This is a genomic window from Halogeometricum sp. S1BR25-6 (assembly GCF_031624495.1).
GTDB classification, from domain to species: domain Archaea; phylum Halobacteriota; class Halobacteria; order Halobacteriales; family Haloferacaceae; genus Halogeometricum; species Halogeometricum salsisoli.
Genome location: NZ_JAMQOP010000001.1, coordinates 1,418,637 through 1,434,765 on the forward strand (window position 1 = coordinate 1,418,637; position 16,129 = coordinate 1,434,765).

Consider the following 16,129-nt stretch of genomic DNA (forward strand, 5'->3'; position numbering starts at 1 on the left):
TGATTCGGGTAGGCGTTCGGCCCTGAAGAACGGTCCGGTTCGCCGGACGGCGTTCGACCGGTAGTCGAGGACGGGGCGTCCCCGACGGGCGCACCAGAACTCACTTGCCCGCGAGACGCCTAGCCGACCCCATGTTCGAGCGTGGCGCGTCGCGTCGGGAGTTCATGAAGGCCGCCGTCGCCGTCGGCGGCGCGACGGCCCTCGCCGCCTGCACGACGCGCGCCGAGGAGCCGATTCCGACGGGGACCGACGACCCCGCCTCGCTCCCGGCCCGACAGCACGCGTGGAACGACCTGCTCCCGGAGGACGACGCCGGCAACGTCGTCCTCCCGCGCCATCAGGTCCTCCTCTATCTGAACCTCGACGGCCGACCGAACGCCGGCGACCGGGAGACGGTGGAGGCGGCGCTCTCGACGCTGGACCGGGCGTACGAACGGAGCAACGAGGGGCTCGTGTACTCGATAGCCTACTCGCCGCGGTACTTCTCGCGGTACGACGCCTCGCTCCCGGCGGGCGTCGACCTGCCCGAACCGCGGGCGCTCTCGTCGTTCGAGACGCCCGAGTTCGACCGGCAGGACGCCCTCCTCCACCTCGCCTCGGACCGTCCGGACGCCCTCCTCGGCGCCGAGGAGGCGCTGACGGGCGAGGCGGAGACGGTCAACGGCGAATCGGTGGGCGCGACGCTGACGGACGTCTTCTCGGTCGCCGACCGGCGCACCGGATTCGTCGGCGAGGGGATGCCCGCCGAGCGACAGGGCGACTTGGAGGGGATTCCCGACTCGGGCCCGGTTCCCGAGGAGTCGCCGCTGTTCATGGGGTTCAAAGCGGGATTCGCGAAGAACCAAGCGAGCGAGGACTACGTAACCATCGCCGAGGGACCGTTCGCCGGAGCGACGACGAAGACGGTGGCGAACATCCGCCAGCGACTCGACGACTGGTACGGCGAGCAGGACTTCGAGGAGCGCGTGATGGAGATGTTCTCCCCGGATCACGCGGAGCAGAACCTCGTCGAGGGCGTCGGCGAGAACCTCGGGGACGACAGCGGAATCGACGCGATGCTCGACTCCCTCCGCGACGACGCGCGGGAGTTCGGCCGCGTCGGCCACGCGCAGAAGGCGGCGCGCGCGAACCGCGACGACGACGGGAACGTCAAACTGCTCCGCCGGCACTTCGAGTCGACCGACGACGGGGAGGCGAGCCTCCACTTCCCGAGCCTCCAGCGCGGAATATCGGACTTCGAGGCGGTCCGGGAGGCGATGAACGGCGCGGACCTCACCGACGCCCCCACCATCCGACAGCGCGTGAACAACGGTATTTTGGAATATATCTTCGTCCAGCGGCGCGGCAACTTCCTCGTCCCGCCGCGCGACCTGCGAGCGCTGCCGACGCCGGCGGGCGAGACGCCGGGCGTCGAGTAGTTTTACTTCTACGCTCCCCGTGAGCCGCCGTATGCAGGTCCGCCAGATAATGAGTTCGCCCGTGGTGACCGTCGACGTCGGGGCGACTCTCCGCGACGCGGTCGGCGAGATGCTGGACCGCGGCGTCGGCAGCGTCGTCGTCGTCGACGCGGGACCGGTCGGTATCGTCACCCGCACGGACGCCCTCCGAGAGACGCACCGCGGCGACGGGTCGCTCTCGGCCGTTCCGGTCACCCGAGCGATGAACCGCGACCTCGTCACGACGACGGAGAAGGCGAGCGTCACGAGCGCACTGGAGGAGATGAAGCGGCACGAGGTGAAGCGACTGCCCGTCCGCGACGGCGTCGACCTCGTTGGCATCGTCACGGTGACCGACGTCGCCAGACACCAACCGCAGGCGGTCAACGAGGTGCGGCGACACCTCGGAAGCGGCGGCTGGCGAGGGTGAGCGCGCGGTCGACCCGGCAACTCAGACGAGGCCGAGGAAGCGCGCCGAGACGGCCAACTGCCAGAGTCCGGCGAGCACCATCACTGCGCCGGCGACGCGCTGGACCGACCCGACGCGCCCCGAGAGGCCGCCGACGGCGTCGCTGCCGAGTGCGCCGAGGACGGTGACCGCGGCCAGCGGCGCCGCCGCGGCGACGACGTACGCGAGGAGGGCGACGGCCGCCTGCGGGGCCGGGAGCGTTAACGACTGGGTGAGGACGCCGAGGACGACGGGGACGACGCACCCCGCAGCCGCGAGGGCGTAGACGGCGCCGAAGAGGGCGAATCCGCCCGCGGAGGCGCGCCGCGCCGGGAGTCGGAGGTGGAGCGTCGGCGCGCGGTCGAAGACGTAGAGCGCGCCGAAGAGGACGAGGACGGCGCCGACGAGCGGTTCGAAGAGGGCGAGCCGGGAGACGACGGCCGTCCCGGCGGCGAACAGGAGGGCGGTGACGGCGCCGAGTGCCGAGAGCGCGCCGGCGGCGGCGGCGGCACCGCGGACGGCGGCGCCGCGCAGGTCCGCGTCCTCGCGGCCGACGTAGTAGCCGACGTAGCCGGGGAGTAGGGGATACGCGCAGGGGGCGAGAAAGGTGGCGGCGCCCGCGGAGACGGCGAAGGCGACGGTGCCGGCGAAGGGGGCGGCCGTCACCTCACAGCACCGCCCGAATCTCCTCGCGCAGAGCCGACTCGGCGGCGAGTCCGCGGTGCGTCCACGTCACGGTCCCGTCGGCGTCGGCCACGGCGAGGAAGGGGAGGCCGCCGGCCCCCAACTCGCGCATCAGGTCGCTCTCGGGGTCGTGGCCGACGGTCCACGCGCCGTCGTGGTCGACCCACCACTCGCGCACGTCGGCCGCCGAGAGGCCGCCGCCGAACCGCTCGTTCGTCACGGAGACGAACGCGACTCGGTCGCCGAACTCCTCGTGTAGCGCCGTCAGCGACTCCATCTGCTCGGAGCAGGGGGCACACCACGTGGCGAACAGGTCGAGCACCGTCGGAGTGTCCGGGACGGGGAGCGACCGCTCTCCGGCCGTCGACCCCGGCGCGTCGAGCGTTCGAACGGTCAGCGGGAGTCCGTCGTCGAGTCCGATCCCGTTCAGGGCGACGTACCCCGCGCCGCCGACGACGCCGAGGCCGCCGAGACCCGCGAGGAGTTCGCGTCGTCTCACGGTCCTCCCTACGACTTCGAGGCGGACTTCAGGTGTCCGTCGATGGTTCGCTTCACCGTCTCCCAACTGGGGTCGGCCGCCGTCTCGCCGTTGACGACGATGGTCGGCGTCGACTGGTACCCCTTGTCGACGGCGCGCTGTCGGTCGCTCTCGACGACCGGCCGGTAGGCCTCCTGGTCGACGGACGCGGCGACTTCGCAGCCGTCGACGTCGAACTCGCTCGCCGCGTCGTGGACGACGGAGAAGCCGTCGCTCGTCAGGTCGCTCTGCCGCTCGAAGAGGGTCTTGCCGTACTCGAAGAACGCCTCCGCGTCCGCGCGGTCCTGCACGGCGCGGGCGGCGATGGCGCCGCCCCACGACCACTGCTCGTTCACCGGGAGCGGGAAGTCGAAGAAACGGTAGCGGACGTCGCCGCCGTCGATGTAGTTCTCCCGTATCTTCGGGAACACGTTCAGGCTGTAGGTGGCGCAGTGGGGGCAGGCGTAGTCCTCGTAGGCGTCGACGGTGACCGGGGCGTCGTCGGGTCCGAGCGACGGACGGGGGAGGGAGCCCACCTGGTCGAGTTGACCGACGTCGCAGGAGAGGTCGGCCATCCCGGCGGTCCCGCTCCCGCCGAGACAGCCGGCGGTGGCGGCGACGGCGCCGCCGGCGGCGGCGAGGTACGCTCGTCGGGTCGTTCGCATAGTCGCGTTGAGGGAGTCTGGCTATTTATGCTCACCGTGAACCGGAAGCCGTCACAGAGGCGAACCAGGCGCGCGTCGTCGCGATTCGGCCGCGGCCGCGGACCGTTGACTCAGCCGTCGGCGGGGCCGTGAAGCGCCGGGAACGTCGCCCCGCAGTCGTCACAGGTCAGCGTCTCCTCGGTCAGGTCCGTCCGGTCGCCGTCGCCCTCGCCCGGTTCGGTCGTGACGAAGCGGTTTCCGTCCGGAAGGGAGAGATACGTCGACGCGCCGCAGGCGGGACAGGGAACGCTCACGAGAGGCATCGTGACGGGACGACGGGTCGGAGCGACAAAAGACTGGGCCGGCGGTTCTCGGTCGGCCGCGAACCCGAAGGCGGCGGCCGCCTCGGGGAGCGCCGTCCGGCGTCCCGCGTCAGGGTGCCGCCCGGTCGCGCCACGCGAGGAGGTCCGCGCGGTCCCGCGTGTCGGCGGGCAGGTCGTCGAAGGGGAACCACCGGGCGGCGGATATCTCGCCGTCGGGGTCGCACACGCTCGGTGTCGCCCCCTCGGCGGTGGCGGCGAACACCGGGAGGACGCCCCACGTCTCGCAGTCCGAACAGCGGATGTCGACGCGTTCCGCGACCGCGAGACCGCGGTAGTCGGCCGCGATACCGGCCTCCTCGCGGAGTTCGCGGACTGCCGCCTCGCGGTACGTCTCGCCCTCGCGCACCTCGCCGCCGGGGAGGACCCACAGGTCCGCGCCCTCGTGGCGGACGAGGAGCACGTCGCCGCCGTTGGAGACGATGGTCTGGGCGCCGTACGGCGCCCCCGTTCGTTTCACGCGACGCGCCAGCGTCCGGAACCGCCGTCGGGAGACGCGGTGCGCACAGCGGTCGTCGAGGTAGCCCGAGTACCGTTCGCGGAGCCGCTGGTACGCCCGTTCGGCGCGCTGACTCGCCTCCTCGGCCAGGAACCAGAGGTCGTTTACGACCATCGCTCGCGGTCGGCGGAGCGGGTCGGTCGCGCGTCGGGTCGACTCATGGACCGTCGTTCGCGCGCGCGGCTAAAGACGCCTTCGGCACCGCGAACGCCGCCGTCGCGGCGAACCAGTCGACTTTTCACCTCCGCGGTCCGCATCCGAGACATGGAATTCGACGAAGGCGACGCCGTCGTTCTGCACGACAAGCACAGCGAGTTCGACGGACAGGTCGGCAAGATCACGCAGGTCGTAGAGACGATGTTCGGCGACGAGACGTACGTCGTCAGCTTCGACGAGGGGCAGGAGGTCGGCATTTCGTCCGACCAACTCGACGAGGCCGACGAGGAGGAGGCCGACGTCGACGCCGACGCGGAATAGGACGGACTTTTTCCGCCGGGACGCGAAGAGCGGACGAAGATGGCTCGCGTCCCTTTCCACTACGTCGACCTGCGAACCTTCTGCTACGAGACCGAAGACGACAAGCGCGTCGAGGCGGCGCTCCGAAATTTCCTCCCCGACGAGTTCGAGGTCGAACGCACCGAGAACGCCGGCCACCACGGCGACCGTATCATCGTCCTCTCCGCGCGCGTCGAACGCGCCGACGAGGTCCGACACGTCCTCTCGGCGCTGTCGGAACTGTCGACGTTCGACCAACTCCTCGAAGAACTCGACCAGCGCGTGACGGAGAACTGCGAACTCTTCCTTCGGTTGGACAAACAGGCCGCGTTCGGCGGCGACGCTCGCCTCGGCGACGGTATCACCTTCCGCGCGAAGGTGGAGGCCTACCCCGCGAAGAAGGAGGCCGCCGTCGAGAACGCACGGGAGGCGCTGTTGCAGGCGGCGGAGATGAACGAGAGCGACGAGGAGTAGCGTCGCTTCCCCTCGCCCGTCACTCGTTGTCGGTCGCTTGGCTCACTCGTCTTTCCACTTGATGGAACAGCCCTGCGAGGGCGTCTCGTCCAGCGGAATCTCCTCGCCCGCGATGACGGCTTCGACGGCCGTCCGCATCTCGTAGTCGGTCACCTCGTCGTCGGGACTCATCGCGTCGTCGATGCGCGAGTGGAACGCCAGTCGGAACTCGCCGCCTTCGCGTTCGAAGAGGAACGGGTCCGGCGTGCACACCGCGCCGTACTCGCGGGCCGTCTCCTGGGACTCGTCGCGGAGGTACGCCGTGTACTCGATGGTCCCGTCCTCGACCAACTCCTCCATTCGTCCGAGAGAGTCGTCGGGGTACTCCTCGGCGTCGTTGGGGTTGACGCCCACGACGGCGAGTTCGTCGTACGAGCGCGCGAGGTAGTTCAGTTCGTCGAACTTCGCCTTCGCGTAGGGGCAGTGGTTGCAGGTGAACACGACGAGCAGCGCCTCGCGGTCCTCGAAGGAGTCGAGCGAGTACGTCTCGCCGTCGGCGCCCGGGAGCGAGAAGTCGGGCGCGGCGTCGCCGCGCGACAGTTTCGAGTCGGATTCCTTCAGTACCATCTCGGCCGAGCGTACGACGGCGAGGCGGAAAGACGTTACTCGACCGAAACCAGGTAGACGGCCACGACGGCCAAGGCGATGCCCAGCCCCTTCCGCGCGGTGAACGACTCGTTCAGGAAGACGATGCCGACCAGCGAACTGAGCGCGAGGAACATCCCGAAGATGGGGGCGACGACGCTCACCGGTCCCATCGACAGCGCGCGGTAGTACGAGAGGATGCCGACGGTGAGACAGAGGCCGGCGGCGAGGACGAACTTCGTCTTCGGGTGCGTCACGTAGGAGAGGGCGTCCGCGTCGGTGTAGACGACGACGCCCGCCGTCACGACGACGAGCACGGTGTTGGCTATCAGGGCGGCGACGTTGCTCGGAATCCTCGGCGTCCCCGTCGTCGCGACGCTCATCAACGGCGCGACGAACGCGTACGCGCCCAACGCGAGGAGGGCCCACGGGAGATAGTTCATCGTCGTTGGTTCCGGCCGTCCGCTGTTGACGGTTTCGACCCGCGGTCGCCGTCAGAGCGCCGGCGCGCCGCCCCCGTCCGGACGCACCGCCCCCGCCCGGACGTTCGAGCGGTTCTCGGTCCCGGGTTCCAGGGGGGTGCGCTGACTCGCCACGAACTCGACGACGACCGTCGGCTCACGGTCGCTCTGGGCCACTATCTGCCTCCTGAGTCGCTCGCTCAGCTTCGGGTAGCTCTCGTCTGTCGGACGGCGGACGGTGACCGTCACCTGCTGCGATTCCGCGAACCGGGGGCCCGGGTTGAACCCGACCTGTACCCCTACGAGTTCGAGCCTGTCATAGCGCTCCTGCGAGAGCGCCTGCTCGACGGCGACGTTCGCCGAGTGATTGAACGAGACGTGCGTCCACACGGCGCCCCCGGCGGTAACGAACACCACGAGGAGGACGACGGCGACGGCGAACGAGGGGGCGTACTGCCGTATCGAGACGTTCGACAGCGGACTGCTCGAGTCCCACTCGGTCGGTCGGTAGCCGAGGTACCAGAAGACGGCGACGCCGGAGACGTGTATCGACGCGGCGTTCACGGCGAGGAGCACGAGCGCCCCGAGCGCGATGGTGGGCTCCGACCAGATCACTCCGACGGACACCGCCGCGGCGGCGGGAATGAGGGCGGCGGCGATCATCACGCCCACGAGCGCCGCGGAGATGCCGGTGGCGATACTGACCGCGCCCGCCGCCCCGGCGCAGACCCCGATGACGAGCGACAACAGCCCCGGGGAGATACGCTGTGCGATCTGTGCGGTCGTCGAAGGGCGCAGCGAAGGCGGGAGCAGGACGCCGGTCCTGAGGGCGTAGCCGAAGGCGATGGACCCCAGTATCGCCATCCCCAGCCCGAGCAACTGCGTTCTGAACCCCTTGATTATCATGTCCCGATCCGCGAGGACGGTGCCGAGGCTCGCGGTCAGCGCCGACCCCACCAGCGGCGCGATGACCATGGACCCGACGACCAGCGCCGGCGCGTCGAGGAGCAGACCCGCCGTCGCGACGATGGCGCTCAGACACGTCAGCAGGTAGTACGTGAAGGCGTCCGGCAGGAGACCGAGCACCTGCGAGCGGAGTTCCTCGACGGCGATGCTGCTGTCCTCCTCCTCGCCGACCACGAACCGGTCTTCGACCTCCCCCATGTTCTCCGAGAGCGCCGAGGTGGCTTCCGCGGCGACGGTGTACGCGTGTTCGTCGTGTCCCGCCTCGTCGAACCGCGCGAGGACGACTTCGAGCGCCTGTTCGGGTACCGGAAACTCGACGACGAGTAGGTCCCCGCGACCGCTGGACTCTTCGTAGATAACGTAGTCGATGTTCTCGTCTTCGAGCACGGCCACGACGTTCTCGCGGTCGTCCTCGTGGATGAGAGTCCGAATTAACCTCACTCCGTAAAACTTCGAGCGAGGCACGGATAAGGCGTCTTGCCGCCGAAATGACGGGTTCGAGCGCTAACACGCCCGCCACCCTCGAAAAGACGCAAACGTTGCTTTTATTCCGAAACGAGTACCAGATATTCACCCCAGATACGCGATGAGAGACATGATTTAACTTGTATGACGGCATAAGTCCCTCTATGTCGCAATCACGGACGCCATCCGAGATAGCGTACACGTGGGAGGACCCGAATCGCTGTCCATTCTGTCGGACTGAACTCGAAAACCCCGGCGCCGGTTTCCTCGCCCACTTAGAAGAGAGCCCGGTCTGCGAACGCGGGTTCGAGACGTGGCGGACCAGCGTCGCCGACGACATGCGCGGCGAGTGGTCCGGATAGGGGGGGCGGGCGAAGACGGAGACGGAGACGAAGAGGAACGCGGCGCCGTTCAACCGACCCAGACGTCGGCGAAGGCGTCGAAGAAGTCGTCGCCGGTGTTCACGAGGACGTGGTCCGCGCGGAGCGTCTCGGCCCGGTCGGCGACGGTGTCGACGTGCGCTTCGAGGCGGCGGCGGTACTGCTGGGCCAGGGACCCGCCGAAGTACGACCGCCGGGACTCCTCGGATTCGGGGTCCTCGAAGATGGTGTCGCCCGAGACGCTCGGGTCGAGTTCGTCGGGCGCGAGCGTCTGGAGCAACAGCACGTCGTTGTCCCCGAGTGCGGCCACGGCGGCCTCCACCTCCTCGGGGTCGACGAGGAAGTCGCTGACGACGACGACGAGCGACCGCGAGCGGATACTGCTCTCGTACTCCTCCAACGAGGCGACCAGGTCGGCCTCGTCGCGCAGTTCCGTCTCGTTCAGCAGGTCGACGACGCGGAGCAGGTCGCCGCGACTCGACCGTCCGGTGTCGAGGCGGAGCGGTCGGTCGCGGAACGTCGAGAACTGGAAGTCGTTGTTCTCCTCGACGGTGAGGTAGGCGAACCCGAGGCCGAGTTTCGCGCCGAACTCGAACTTGTGGGCGTCGCCCTCGCCGTAGTCCATCGACGCCGAGGTGTCGACGAGGACGTGGACGGTGAGATTCCGCTCCTCTTCGAACTGCTTGACGTAGTACTCCTCGGTGCGGGCGTACACCCGCCAGTCGATGAGTCGGGTGTCGTCGCCGGGGGCGTACCGCCGGTAGTCGCTGAACGTCAGTCCCTCGCCGACGCTCGGGGACTCCTGGTCGCCCTGCTGGAGGTCCTCGGAGACGCGCTTCAGCGAGGCGTCGAACCGCGCGAGTTCGGCGAAAAAGCCCGGGTCGATGGTCATCGGACTACACCTCGGTGACGAGTCGCTTCACCACGTCGTCCGGCGTCGTCCCCTCGCGTTCGGCGCGGAAATCGAGCAGCACGCGGTGTCGGAGGATGGGCGGGGCCATGTCCGCGACGTCCTCCCAACTCACGTGCGACCGGCCGGCGAGGAACGCGCGCGCCTTCGCCGCGAGGACGAGACCCATGCTCGCGCGGGGACTCGCGCCGTACTCTATCATCTCCTCCTCGCGCGTCGAACGGACGAGTCTGACCGTGCGCTGTCGGATGTCGTTGGCGATGGGCATCTCGCGGACGAACCGCTGGGCCCCCTGCAACTGCTCGCGCGAGAGGACGCGTTCGACCGTCGGGTCGGGGGCGCCGCCCGTGTAGCGGGTGACGATGTCGTTCTCCTCGGCCTCGGAGGGGTAGTCGACGAGTATCTTCATCAGGAAGCGGTCGGTCTGCGCCTCCGGCAGCGGATAGGTGCCCCCCTGGTCGATGGGGTTCTGCGTCGCGAGGATGAAGAACGGTCGGGGGAGGTCGTACGTCTCGCCCGCCGCCGTCACCTGCCGTTCCTGCATCGCCTCCAACAACGCCGCCTGCGTCTTCGGCGTCGCGCGGTTTATCTCGTCGGCGAGGACGATGTTGGCGAACACCGGTCCCTTCTCGAAGACGAACTCCCGCCCCTGCGCGGATTCGCGGATGATTTCGGTGCCCGTGATGTCCGAGGGCATCAGGTCCGGCGTGTTCTGGATGCGCGAGAAGGAGAGGTCCGTCACCTCCGCGACGGTGCGGACGAGCGTCGTCTTCCCGAGGCCGGGGTTCGACTCTAGGAGGGCGTTGCCGTCGCAGAGGATGCAGACGAGCAGTCGCTCGACCACGTCGGCCTGGCCGACGATTCGCTTGCCTATCTCGCTACGGACGCGGGTCAGTCGCTCCTGTACTCGGTCGATGTCGTCTACTGGCATTGTCGTGCTGGCATGGATTCCTCAGATCAGCTATCGTCGTCGTCCGCTTCGTCGCTGTCGCGTATCCGCAGGTTGTACTCCCGGATGAGTTCGGCGTCCTCGATGTTCTCCGAGGGGGCGTAGCCCGCGTCCTGCCCCTCGACGGCGGCGTCGGCGAACCCGCCGTCGTCGTACGAGGAGGGCGGCGACACCGACCCGCCCTCGCCCTCCCCCTCGTCGGAGCCTTGAACGGAGGCGTTGATGCTCTCGTCGCCCGCCGAGACGTTCTCGGCGTCGCCGAGTATCTCGTCGCCGTCCTGCAGTTCGTCCTCGGCCTCGGTCCGCGGCGGCCGTTCGCCGGGCACCTCGTCGTCCTCGTCGTCGCCGAAGTCGCTCAGGTCGAGGTCGACCACGGCGACTTGGATGCTGGCGAGGCTGACGAGGACGATGAGGAGCGTCGTCACGACGACGCGGCGCGTCCCCACGAGTTCGAAGCTGGACGTCCCGCGCAGGTCGACGAGGACGCGCTCGTAGAGTCGGCGCGCCATCTCGGTGTTCGCGCCGTCCTCGACGCTGTCGCGGGCGGTTCGGAGCGCCTCGGCGACGCTCGGGTTGCCCGCCTCGAACTGCTCGACCAGCGGTCGCCGCGTCCGGAGCAGGTACTCGCCGACGAACGCGACGCCGCCGAGGAGGAGGCCGACGACCGAGGCGGTGTGAATCGTGTTCGGAACGACCCCGCCCGCGCCCGCGAGGAACCCCGGAAGGCCGACGGCGTCGCCGAGGGCGGCCGGGCGGAACAGTCGGAGGAGAACGTTCGTCACGAGAGCGACGAGGCCGGCGTCGAGGAGAGCGTGGAGGAACGCGACCTTCCGCGCCTCCTCGCGGACCTCGGAGAGCGCCGCGCGCATTCGCGAGGCGGTGTCGTCCCCGGCGGCCGGTCCGCCGACGTCGGCGTCATCGCCCTCGTGGCCGCCGTCGCCGCTCGACTCGGTCGCGTCGAGACCCGGTCCGAACCCCGAGTCGGCGTCGAACTCGCGGCCGTCACTGGGGTCTCGGTCGCGGTTGTCGTCGCCGCTCATCAGGGACACTCCGCCGGTCTGTCGTCCGCGCTCGTGTTCCACTGGTCGCAGACCGCTTCGAGGTCGTCCTCGAACTCGTTGCGCTCGGCCCGCAGGTCGTCGGCCTCCTCCTGCAGTTGCTCGTTCCGAGCTTCGAGGTCCTCCACCTCGTCGGTCAGTTCGCGGTTCTCCACTTCGAGCGCGTTCGTCTGCTCTTCGAGGTCGTCTATCTCCGCCTGCGCCTCTTCGAGGTTGCCGCGGACGATTCCGAGCTGTTCGGTCCGCTCTTCGAGCGAGGACTCCGTGTCCGCCAGCTTCCGTTGGGTCTGATTCAGGAGCCGTTCGGTCCGCTGGAGTTCCGTAGAGACCTGCCCCACGTCGCCCTCGGAGCGCTCGACGCTCTGGTTCAGGTCGGCGACGCGCTCCCGTAGCGACCGGAGCTCCTCGCGCGTCTCAGTCAGCTCCTGCCGGAGCTCCTGGTTCCGCTCTCTCAGCTGTTCGTTCTGCGCCTCCAAATCGCCCGCCGACGACTGATAGACGACCGTCGCGCCCACCGTTCCGGTGAGGAGGAGGGCGACGACGGCGACGAGGGCGAGGTTGATGGGGCGGCCGATGAAGCTCATGTCAGACCTCCTTCACCCGCGCTACTGCTCCGACGGACTTGAACCCGCCGATAGATGACGTCGAGGCTGAACAGCGCCAACGCGAGCGCCATCGCCAGCCACGTCCAGTCGGTGCGGACCGAGCGCACCCGCCGGGACTCCTCGCGCGTGAACTCGGCTATCTCGGCGGCCTGCGTCGCGGAGAACTCCCGGCCGCCGGTCGCCTCCACCAGCGTCTCCAGCGCCGGGTCGGGGCCGAAGGCGGCGTACTCCTCCCGGTAGTTCGCCGCGTAGGCTGCGTCGAGCACCTCGTGGTAGCCCGCCTCGTCGGGCGTCGCCGTCGCGCGGTACGTCTCCTCGCCCACCTGCCGGAACGAGACGTCCGCGGCGGCCGGTCGCTCGCCTCCGCGATATGTCACCGTTGTCGGCGACCCGACGCGCGTGTCCGCGATACCGACGACACCCGTCTCCTTCCGTTCGGGGTCGCCGATGACGTAGTTCGTCGACTTCGTCAACAGCAGCGAGTCGGGCCGGGAGAGCAGACCGTCGAGGCTGCCGTCGGCGGCGTACGTGGTGATGGTGCCCACGCGGCCCAGTCCGTAGCGCCACGTGGCGACGGCGGGCGTCCCGTCGTCGCTGGCGACGAGGAAGTTCGCCCCCCGCCGGATGGAGACGTCGTTCGTCGACCCCGGGTTCGCGGTCAGTTCGACGCCCGAGGTGACGAAGTTGTTCGGGTCAACGATGACCAGTCCCTCGCCCTCGTAGGACTGCGCGCCGCCGAACAGGATGTTGAGCCGGTTCGTCTGCGTCGCGCGGAAGTAGCTGCCGCCGGAGGCCTGCGCGATGGAGCGGAGGGTGTTCTCGTTGACGCGCTGGCCGGCGCCGATGGTGATGACGCGCTGGCCCTCGGCGCGGAGCTGACTCGCGTAGCTGACGGCCGCGTCGGGTCTGTCCTGCCCGTCGCTGATGAGGATTATCGTTCCGGGGTCGTCGCCGAGCATCTCGCCCGCGCCGCGCAGTCCGACCGCGATGTCCGTCGCCCCTCCGGCCTGCAGGCGGCGGACCCGGTCGGAGAGTTCCTCGCGGTTCGGTCCGAGCGGTTGGAGGTCGGCGACGCTGTAGGCGCGGTAGTTGAACCCGACGATGCCCACGTCGTTCTGGTCGCCGAGTTGTTCGAGCGCCGACAGCGCCACGGCCTTCTGCACGCGCATGCCGCTGTCCGCGCTCCCGGAGACGTCGACGGCGAGGACGAGGTTCGTCGACTGGCCCGCCCCCTCGCCGGTGGTGACCGGCAGCATCGACGCCAGCGAGGAACCCTCGTAGCCGCCGTTCTCGAAGGAGTTCGGCCCGCCGACGGTGAGCAGCCCGTTGCCGTCGATGACGAACTCTTGGAGCGCATCGACGTCGCCCACCTGCGAGGCGGGCATGTCCTGCATCACGACGGCGTAGTACGGCGAGAGGTCGGAGGGCACCTCCCGAGCCGTCTTGACGTCGTACACCTGTTCGAGGTAATCCTCGAACGGGTAGGAGCGCTGCGAGACGTAGAGTATCTGCGGCCGCTCGACGGCTCGGACCGTCTTGTAGAACACGTCGTTCTCCTCGAACTCGTCGTCGCTCTCGACGCGCGCGGTGACGCGGTGGGTCCCCGTCTCCTCGAACGTGTAGGAGAACTCGCGGGCGTCGGAGGCGTTTGCCACCGTCTCCTCCAGCACCCGTTCGCCGTCGACTTCGACGGTCACCGTCGCCGGCGAGTCCACCTCGACGCCGCCGACGCTGACGAGGAAGGCGCTCTCGACGCCGACGCTGGTCTTCGAGGGACCGTTGAGCGTGACGTACCGCTCCGTTTCGGCCGGTTCGGGCGAGACGACGGAGACGCTGGCGTTCAACGAGCGGGCGAGTTCGCTCGTCTCCTGTAGCGACCGACCCTCCGTCACCCGGCCGTCGGAGACGACGACGACGCTCCCGTTCTCTTCGAGGTTCGCCGCGATTCCTTCGCCGACGGGCGAGGAGTCGTCGTTGGCGATGGTCGTCGTCGTCACCGGCAGTCCGGTGTCCTCGATGGCCGTCGCCAACTGGTCGGCCCGTTGCGGCGAGACGTTCGTGCTGTCCGAGCGGTCCACGAGGAGGTTCACGCGCGGGTCGCCGAGCGTCTCCGTCGACTGGACCGTATACGGTCCCGCCGCGCCGAGGACGACGAGGACGACGGTGAGGACGCGGGCGGCGAAGAACAGCCGTCGACTCCGCTCGGAGGCGGTGCCGCGGGCGTTGAACCAGATGAGCGCCCAGAGGACGGCGACGGCGCCGACACCGGCGAGGAGGAACCGGGGCCGTTCGAGTCCGAGCGTCAGGCCCCCCAGTTCGACGCCGATCATCAGAGGTCCCCCCGTCGCCGCAGGTAGGCGACTTCGAGGACGACGCCCCCCAAGACGGCGAGGGCGACCCACTCGGTCAGCGGGTCGGGGACGGTTCGCTCCTCCTCGCGCACCGGCACGCTGCCGTTGCCCGCCGCATCGAGGTCACTCGCGGCAACCGAGGACTCCGACTCGCTCAGGAGCGACGCGCTGTAGCGGGTCCCGCCCGCCTCGTAGAAGCCCGCCTCGTCGAGGGGGACGGAGGCGCCGGTGACGGTCCCCGACGGCGTCTCGACGGTCGTCTCGTTGCCGAACGAGAGCCGTCCGCCCGTCTCGGCGTTCAGTTCGGTCAGCGGCGGCCGCCCGGCGAGTTCGTATATCGCGCGCTTCCAGAACACGGGGTACTGGTAGTCGTACTTGAACGCCGACTCCGCCTCGATGTAGCCGTAGTAGAGAATGCGGCCGTTTCCGCGCTGGGCGGTGGCGATGAGCGGCGACCCGTCGGCCGTCGACACCAGCGCGCGCCCCTCGCGGAGGCTCCCCGTCAGGTACACCTCCGGCGGCGGGAAGTCGATGTCGCGCGTCAGTTCGGCCTCGGCGGGCGTTCGCAGCGTCGGGTTCGTCCCCGTCCCGTTCGGTTCGAGGAGGAGCAGGTCGCCGTAACTGTCCGGCATCGGCTCCTGCGCCTGTATCGCGACGCCGCCGCCGCGTTCGAGCGTCTCGCGGCCCTCTTCGATGTTCGTCTGGAGCAGTCGACCGCCGTCCACGTTCGAGTAGACGATGGCGTCGTACTCCTCCGTTACCGAGGTGGGCGGTTCCTTCACCGTCACCTCGACGCTGTCGACGACCGACAGCGCCGTCGTGAGATAGCGGTTCTCGTCGTTCGTCAGGACGAGCACGTCGACGACGGCGTCGGAGGGGGCGGCGACGTACGAAGCGTCGTCGGCGGCGAAGTCGTCGCCCGGCGAGAGCCGTGCGGTGCCGCCGCCGGCGGGAATCCCGAGCGTCACCGTGCGGACGTCGCCCGGCCCGAGCGACAGCGACTTCCGCTCCCCGCCGAGCGAGACCGACCGCGTGACCGACGCCTCGCCGTAGTTCTTCAGCGACAGCGTCACCTCGTCGCCGGAGAACGACCGCTCGACGATGCCGACGTTGCTCGCGCCGCCGTCGGCGAACTGCCGGAGTTCGACCGAGAGGCCGCGGGCGCGGGCGACGCGGACGGCGTCCTCCCAGGCGCTCTCGTCGGCGAAGTCGCTCACGACGACGATGCGGGAACCGTCGCCGGCGATGGACGCCGCCGTCGAGATGGCCGAGCGGAGGTCGCCCGGAGCGGTCGTGGCCGAGAGTTCCGACAGGACCGACCGCGCCTCGTCGGGGGCGCCGCCCCGGAGGGCGACGGTCGGGTCCGACCCGGCGAGGACGACGGACGTGGTGCCGGTGACGGCCTCGTCCGCGCCGCCGACGGCGCGGGCGAACCGCGTCTGGCCGCCCGACTCGACGGTCATGCTGGCGCTGGTGTCGACGACGAGCACCGTCTCCTCAACCGTCGAGGACTCCGAGACGGGGACGTACGGCGAGGCCAGCGCCGTCGCGAACAGCAGGATGGCGAGCAGTTGTAAGAGCAACAGCGTGCTGCGCTTGAGCCGTTCGAAGAGCGGGTGGGAGGTGACGTCGCGTCGGTCTTCGGAGAGAAAGCGGTAGGTCGGCAGGCGGACGCGCCTCGGGTCCGGCCGGACGAGATACAGGATGAGTATCGGAATCACCACTAAGAGGGCGGCGAATCCGAGTGGAGTGAGAAAGGCGTCGGAGAGGGCCATCGACAGAG

The 16,129-nt window shown here is 69.3% G+C and carries 19 protein-coding genes; 5 read left to right on the forward strand and 14 right to left on the reverse strand.

The window, feature by feature from the left end:
* Window positions 1-131 precede the first annotated feature (131 nt).
* Both NDI76_RS07430 and NDI76_RS07435 read left to right on the forward strand, forming a co-directional pair.
* Entirely contained in the window at window positions 132-1,418 is a 1,287-nt protein-coding gene (locus tag NDI76_RS07430) for a DUF7405 family protein (protein ID WP_310923365.1), read from the forward strand.
* 31 nt (window positions 1,419-1,449) lie between these two features.
* Window positions 1,450-1,866 carry a CBS domain-containing protein gene (locus NDI76_RS07435; RefSeq protein WP_310923366.1) on the forward strand — a complete coding sequence of 139 codons (417 nt, stop codon included), beginning with the start codon at window positions 1,450-1,452 and terminating at the stop codon, window positions 1,864-1,866.
* A gap of 21 nt (window positions 1,867-1,887) precedes the next feature.
* Here the strand turns inward: NDI76_RS07435 and NDI76_RS07440 are convergent, their stop codons facing one another.
* The 5 genes from NDI76_RS07440 to NDI76_RS07460 form a co-directional block, all read right to left on the reverse strand.
* Window positions 1,888-2,550, reverse strand: a complete 663-nt coding sequence (locus NDI76_RS07440; protein ID WP_310923367.1) for a cytochrome c biogenesis CcdA family protein — start codon at window positions 2,548-2,550, stop codon at window positions 1,888-1,890.
* Window position 2,551: 1 nt separating this feature from the next.
* Window positions 2,552-3,067: a TlpA family protein disulfide reductase gene (locus tag NDI76_RS07445; RefSeq protein ID WP_310923368.1), complete on the reverse strand. Its 516-nt coding sequence runs from the start codon at window positions 3,065-3,067 to the stop codon at window positions 2,552-2,554.
* A gap of 8 nt (window positions 3,068-3,075) precedes the next feature.
* On the reverse strand, window positions 3,076-3,750 hold the full coding sequence (locus NDI76_RS07450) for a thioredoxin domain-containing protein (protein ID WP_310923369.1): 675 nt from the start codon (window positions 3,748-3,750) through the stop codon (window positions 3,076-3,078).
* A 110-nt stretch (window positions 3,751-3,860) separates the two neighbouring features.
* On the reverse strand, window positions 3,861-4,052 hold the full coding sequence (locus NDI76_RS07455; protein ID WP_310923370.1) for a hypothetical protein: 192 nt from the start codon (window positions 4,050-4,052) through the stop codon (window positions 3,861-3,863).
* Window positions 4,053-4,161: 109 nt separating this feature from the next.
* The gene (locus NDI76_RS07460) at window positions 4,162-4,722 is read right to left on the reverse strand and encodes an NUDIX hydrolase (RefSeq protein ID WP_310923371.1); all 561 of its coding nucleotides are present in this window, start codon (window positions 4,720-4,722) and stop codon (window positions 4,162-4,164) included.
* Window positions 4,723-4,872: 150 nt separating this feature from the next.
* Between NDI76_RS07460 and NDI76_RS07465 the strand changes: the two genes are divergently transcribed.
* Both NDI76_RS07465 and NDI76_RS07470 read left to right on the forward strand, forming a co-directional pair.
* Window positions 4,873-5,085: a DUF1918 domain-containing protein gene (locus NDI76_RS07465; protein WP_310923372.1), complete on the forward strand. Its 213-nt coding sequence runs from the start codon at window positions 4,873-4,875 to the stop codon at window positions 5,083-5,085.
* A 39-nt stretch (window positions 5,086-5,124) separates the two neighbouring features.
* Window positions 5,125-5,577 (forward strand): RNA-binding protein, encoded by a 453-nt coding sequence (locus NDI76_RS07470; RefSeq protein ID WP_310923373.1) that lies wholly within the window; start codon window positions 5,125-5,127, stop codon window positions 5,575-5,577.
* Between the two features lie 42 nt (window positions 5,578-5,619).
* On the opposite strand, the gene NDI76_RS07475 is transcribed toward NDI76_RS07470, so the two are convergent.
* From NDI76_RS07475 to NDI76_RS07485, 3 genes are read right to left on the reverse strand one after another with little or no spacing between them, the layout of a single operon-like run.
* A complete protein-coding gene (locus NDI76_RS07475; protein ID WP_310923374.1) occupies window positions 5,620-6,183 on the reverse strand; it encodes a thioredoxin family protein in 564 nt (187 codons plus the stop codon).
* A gap of 35 nt (window positions 6,184-6,218) precedes the next feature.
* Complete coding sequence (locus NDI76_RS07480) at window positions 6,219-6,644, reverse strand: EamA family transporter (protein WP_310923375.1); 426 nt, start codon at window positions 6,642-6,644, stop codon at window positions 6,219-6,221.
* A gap of 51 nt (window positions 6,645-6,695) precedes the next feature.
* Window positions 6,696-8,069, reverse strand: a complete 1,374-nt coding sequence (locus NDI76_RS07485; RefSeq protein WP_310923376.1) for a TIGR00341 family protein — start codon at window positions 8,067-8,069, stop codon at window positions 6,696-6,698.
* Between the two features lie 188 nt (window positions 8,070-8,257).
* Between NDI76_RS07485 and NDI76_RS07490 the strand changes: the two genes are divergently transcribed.
* A complete protein-coding gene (locus NDI76_RS07490; RefSeq protein ID WP_310923377.1) occupies window positions 8,258-8,455 on the forward strand; it encodes a DUF7501 family protein in 198 nt (65 codons plus the stop codon).
* 49 nt (window positions 8,456-8,504) lie between these two features.
* On the opposite strand, the gene NDI76_RS07495 is transcribed toward NDI76_RS07490, so the two are convergent.
* From NDI76_RS07495 to NDI76_RS07520, 6 genes are read right to left on the reverse strand one after another with little or no spacing between them, the layout of a single operon-like run.
* Window positions 8,505-9,365: a DUF58 domain-containing protein gene (locus tag NDI76_RS07495; protein ID WP_310923378.1), complete on the reverse strand. Its 861-nt coding sequence runs from the start codon at window positions 9,363-9,365 to the stop codon at window positions 8,505-8,507.
* Between the two features lie 4 nt (window positions 9,366-9,369).
* The gene (locus tag NDI76_RS07500; protein WP_310923379.1) at window positions 9,370-10,314 is read right to left on the reverse strand and encodes an AAA family ATPase; all 945 of its coding nucleotides are present in this window, start codon (window positions 10,312-10,314) and stop codon (window positions 9,370-9,372) included.
* A gap of 26 nt (window positions 10,315-10,340) precedes the next feature.
* A complete protein-coding gene (locus NDI76_RS07505) occupies window positions 10,341-11,372 on the reverse strand; it encodes a DUF7502 family protein (RefSeq protein WP_310923380.1) in 1,032 nt (343 codons plus the stop codon).
* Window positions 11,372-11,974 (reverse strand): hypothetical protein, encoded by a 603-nt coding sequence (locus tag NDI76_RS07510; RefSeq protein WP_310923381.1) that lies wholly within the window; start codon window positions 11,972-11,974, stop codon window positions 11,372-11,374. The genes NDI76_RS07505 and NDI76_RS07510 overlap by 1 nt, the downstream gene beginning before the upstream one ends.
* Window positions 11,971-14,325: a VWA domain-containing protein gene (locus NDI76_RS07515; RefSeq protein ID WP_310923382.1), complete on the reverse strand. Its 2,355-nt coding sequence runs from the start codon at window positions 14,323-14,325 to the stop codon at window positions 11,971-11,973. Before NDI76_RS07515 ends, NDI76_RS07510 begins: the two co-directional genes overlap by 4 nt.
* Entirely contained in the window at window positions 14,325-16,121 is a 1,797-nt protein-coding gene (locus tag NDI76_RS07520) for a DUF7408 domain-containing protein (protein ID WP_310923383.1), read from the reverse strand. Before NDI76_RS07520 ends, NDI76_RS07515 begins: the two co-directional genes overlap by 1 nt.
* Window positions 16,122-16,129: the final 8 nt, after the last annotated feature.

Excerpts from the sequence above, each read along its gene's own strand:
- NDI76_RS07430 (WP_310923365.1), top strand. The coding sequence starts at position 132 with ATGTTCGAGCGTGGCGCGTCGCGTCGGGAGTTCATGAAGGCCGCCGTC.
- NDI76_RS07435 (WP_310923366.1), top strand. The coding sequence starts at position 1,450 with ATGCAGGTCCGCCAGATAATGAGTTCGCCCGTGGTGACCGTCGACGTC.
- NDI76_RS07450 (WP_310923369.1), bottom strand. The coding sequence starts at position 3,750 with ATGCGAACGACCCGACGAGCGTACCTCGCCGCCGCCGGCGGCGCCGTC.
- NDI76_RS07455 (WP_310923370.1), bottom strand. The coding sequence starts at position 4,052 with ATGCCTCTCGTGAGCGTTCCCTGTCCCGCCTGCGGCGCGTCGACGTAT.
- NDI76_RS07460 (WP_310923371.1), bottom strand. The coding sequence starts at position 4,722 with ATGGTCGTAAACGACCTCTGGTTCCTGGCCGAGGAGGCGAGTCAGCGC.
- NDI76_RS07465 (WP_310923372.1), top strand. The coding sequence starts at position 4,873 with ATGGAATTCGACGAAGGCGACGCCGTCGTTCTGCACGACAAGCACAGC.
- NDI76_RS07470 (WP_310923373.1), top strand. The coding sequence starts at position 5,125 with ATGGCTCGCGTCCCTTTCCACTACGTCGACCTGCGAACCTTCTGCTAC.
- NDI76_RS07475 (WP_310923374.1), bottom strand. The coding sequence starts at position 6,183 with ATGGTACTGAAGGAATCCGACTCGAAACTGTCGCGCGGCGACGCCGCG.
- NDI76_RS07480 (WP_310923375.1), bottom strand. The coding sequence starts at position 6,644 with ATGAACTATCTCCCGTGGGCCCTCCTCGCGTTGGGCGCGTACGCGTTC.
- NDI76_RS07490 (WP_310923377.1), top strand. The coding sequence starts at position 8,258 with ATGTCGCAATCACGGACGCCATCCGAGATAGCGTACACGTGGGAGGAC.
- NDI76_RS07495 (WP_310923378.1), bottom strand. The coding sequence starts at position 9,365 with ATGACCATCGACCCGGGCTTTTTCGCCGAACTCGCGCGGTTCGACGCC.
- NDI76_RS07500 (WP_310923379.1), bottom strand. The coding sequence starts at position 10,314 with ATGCCAGTAGACGACATCGACCGAGTACAGGAGCGACTGACCCGCGTC.
- NDI76_RS07505 (WP_310923380.1), bottom strand. The coding sequence starts at position 11,372 with ATGAGCGGCGACGACAACCGCGACCGAGACCCCAGTGACGGCCGCGAG.
- NDI76_RS07510 (WP_310923381.1), bottom strand. The coding sequence starts at position 11,974 with ATGAGCTTCATCGGCCGCCCCATCAACCTCGCCCTCGTCGCCGTCGTC.
- NDI76_RS07515 (WP_310923382.1), bottom strand. The coding sequence starts at position 14,325 with ATGATCGGCGTCGAACTGGGGGGCCTGACGCTCGGACTCGAACGGCCC.
- NDI76_RS07520 (WP_310923383.1), bottom strand. The coding sequence starts at position 16,121 with ATGGCCCTCTCCGACGCCTTTCTCACTCCACTCGGATTCGCCGCCCTC.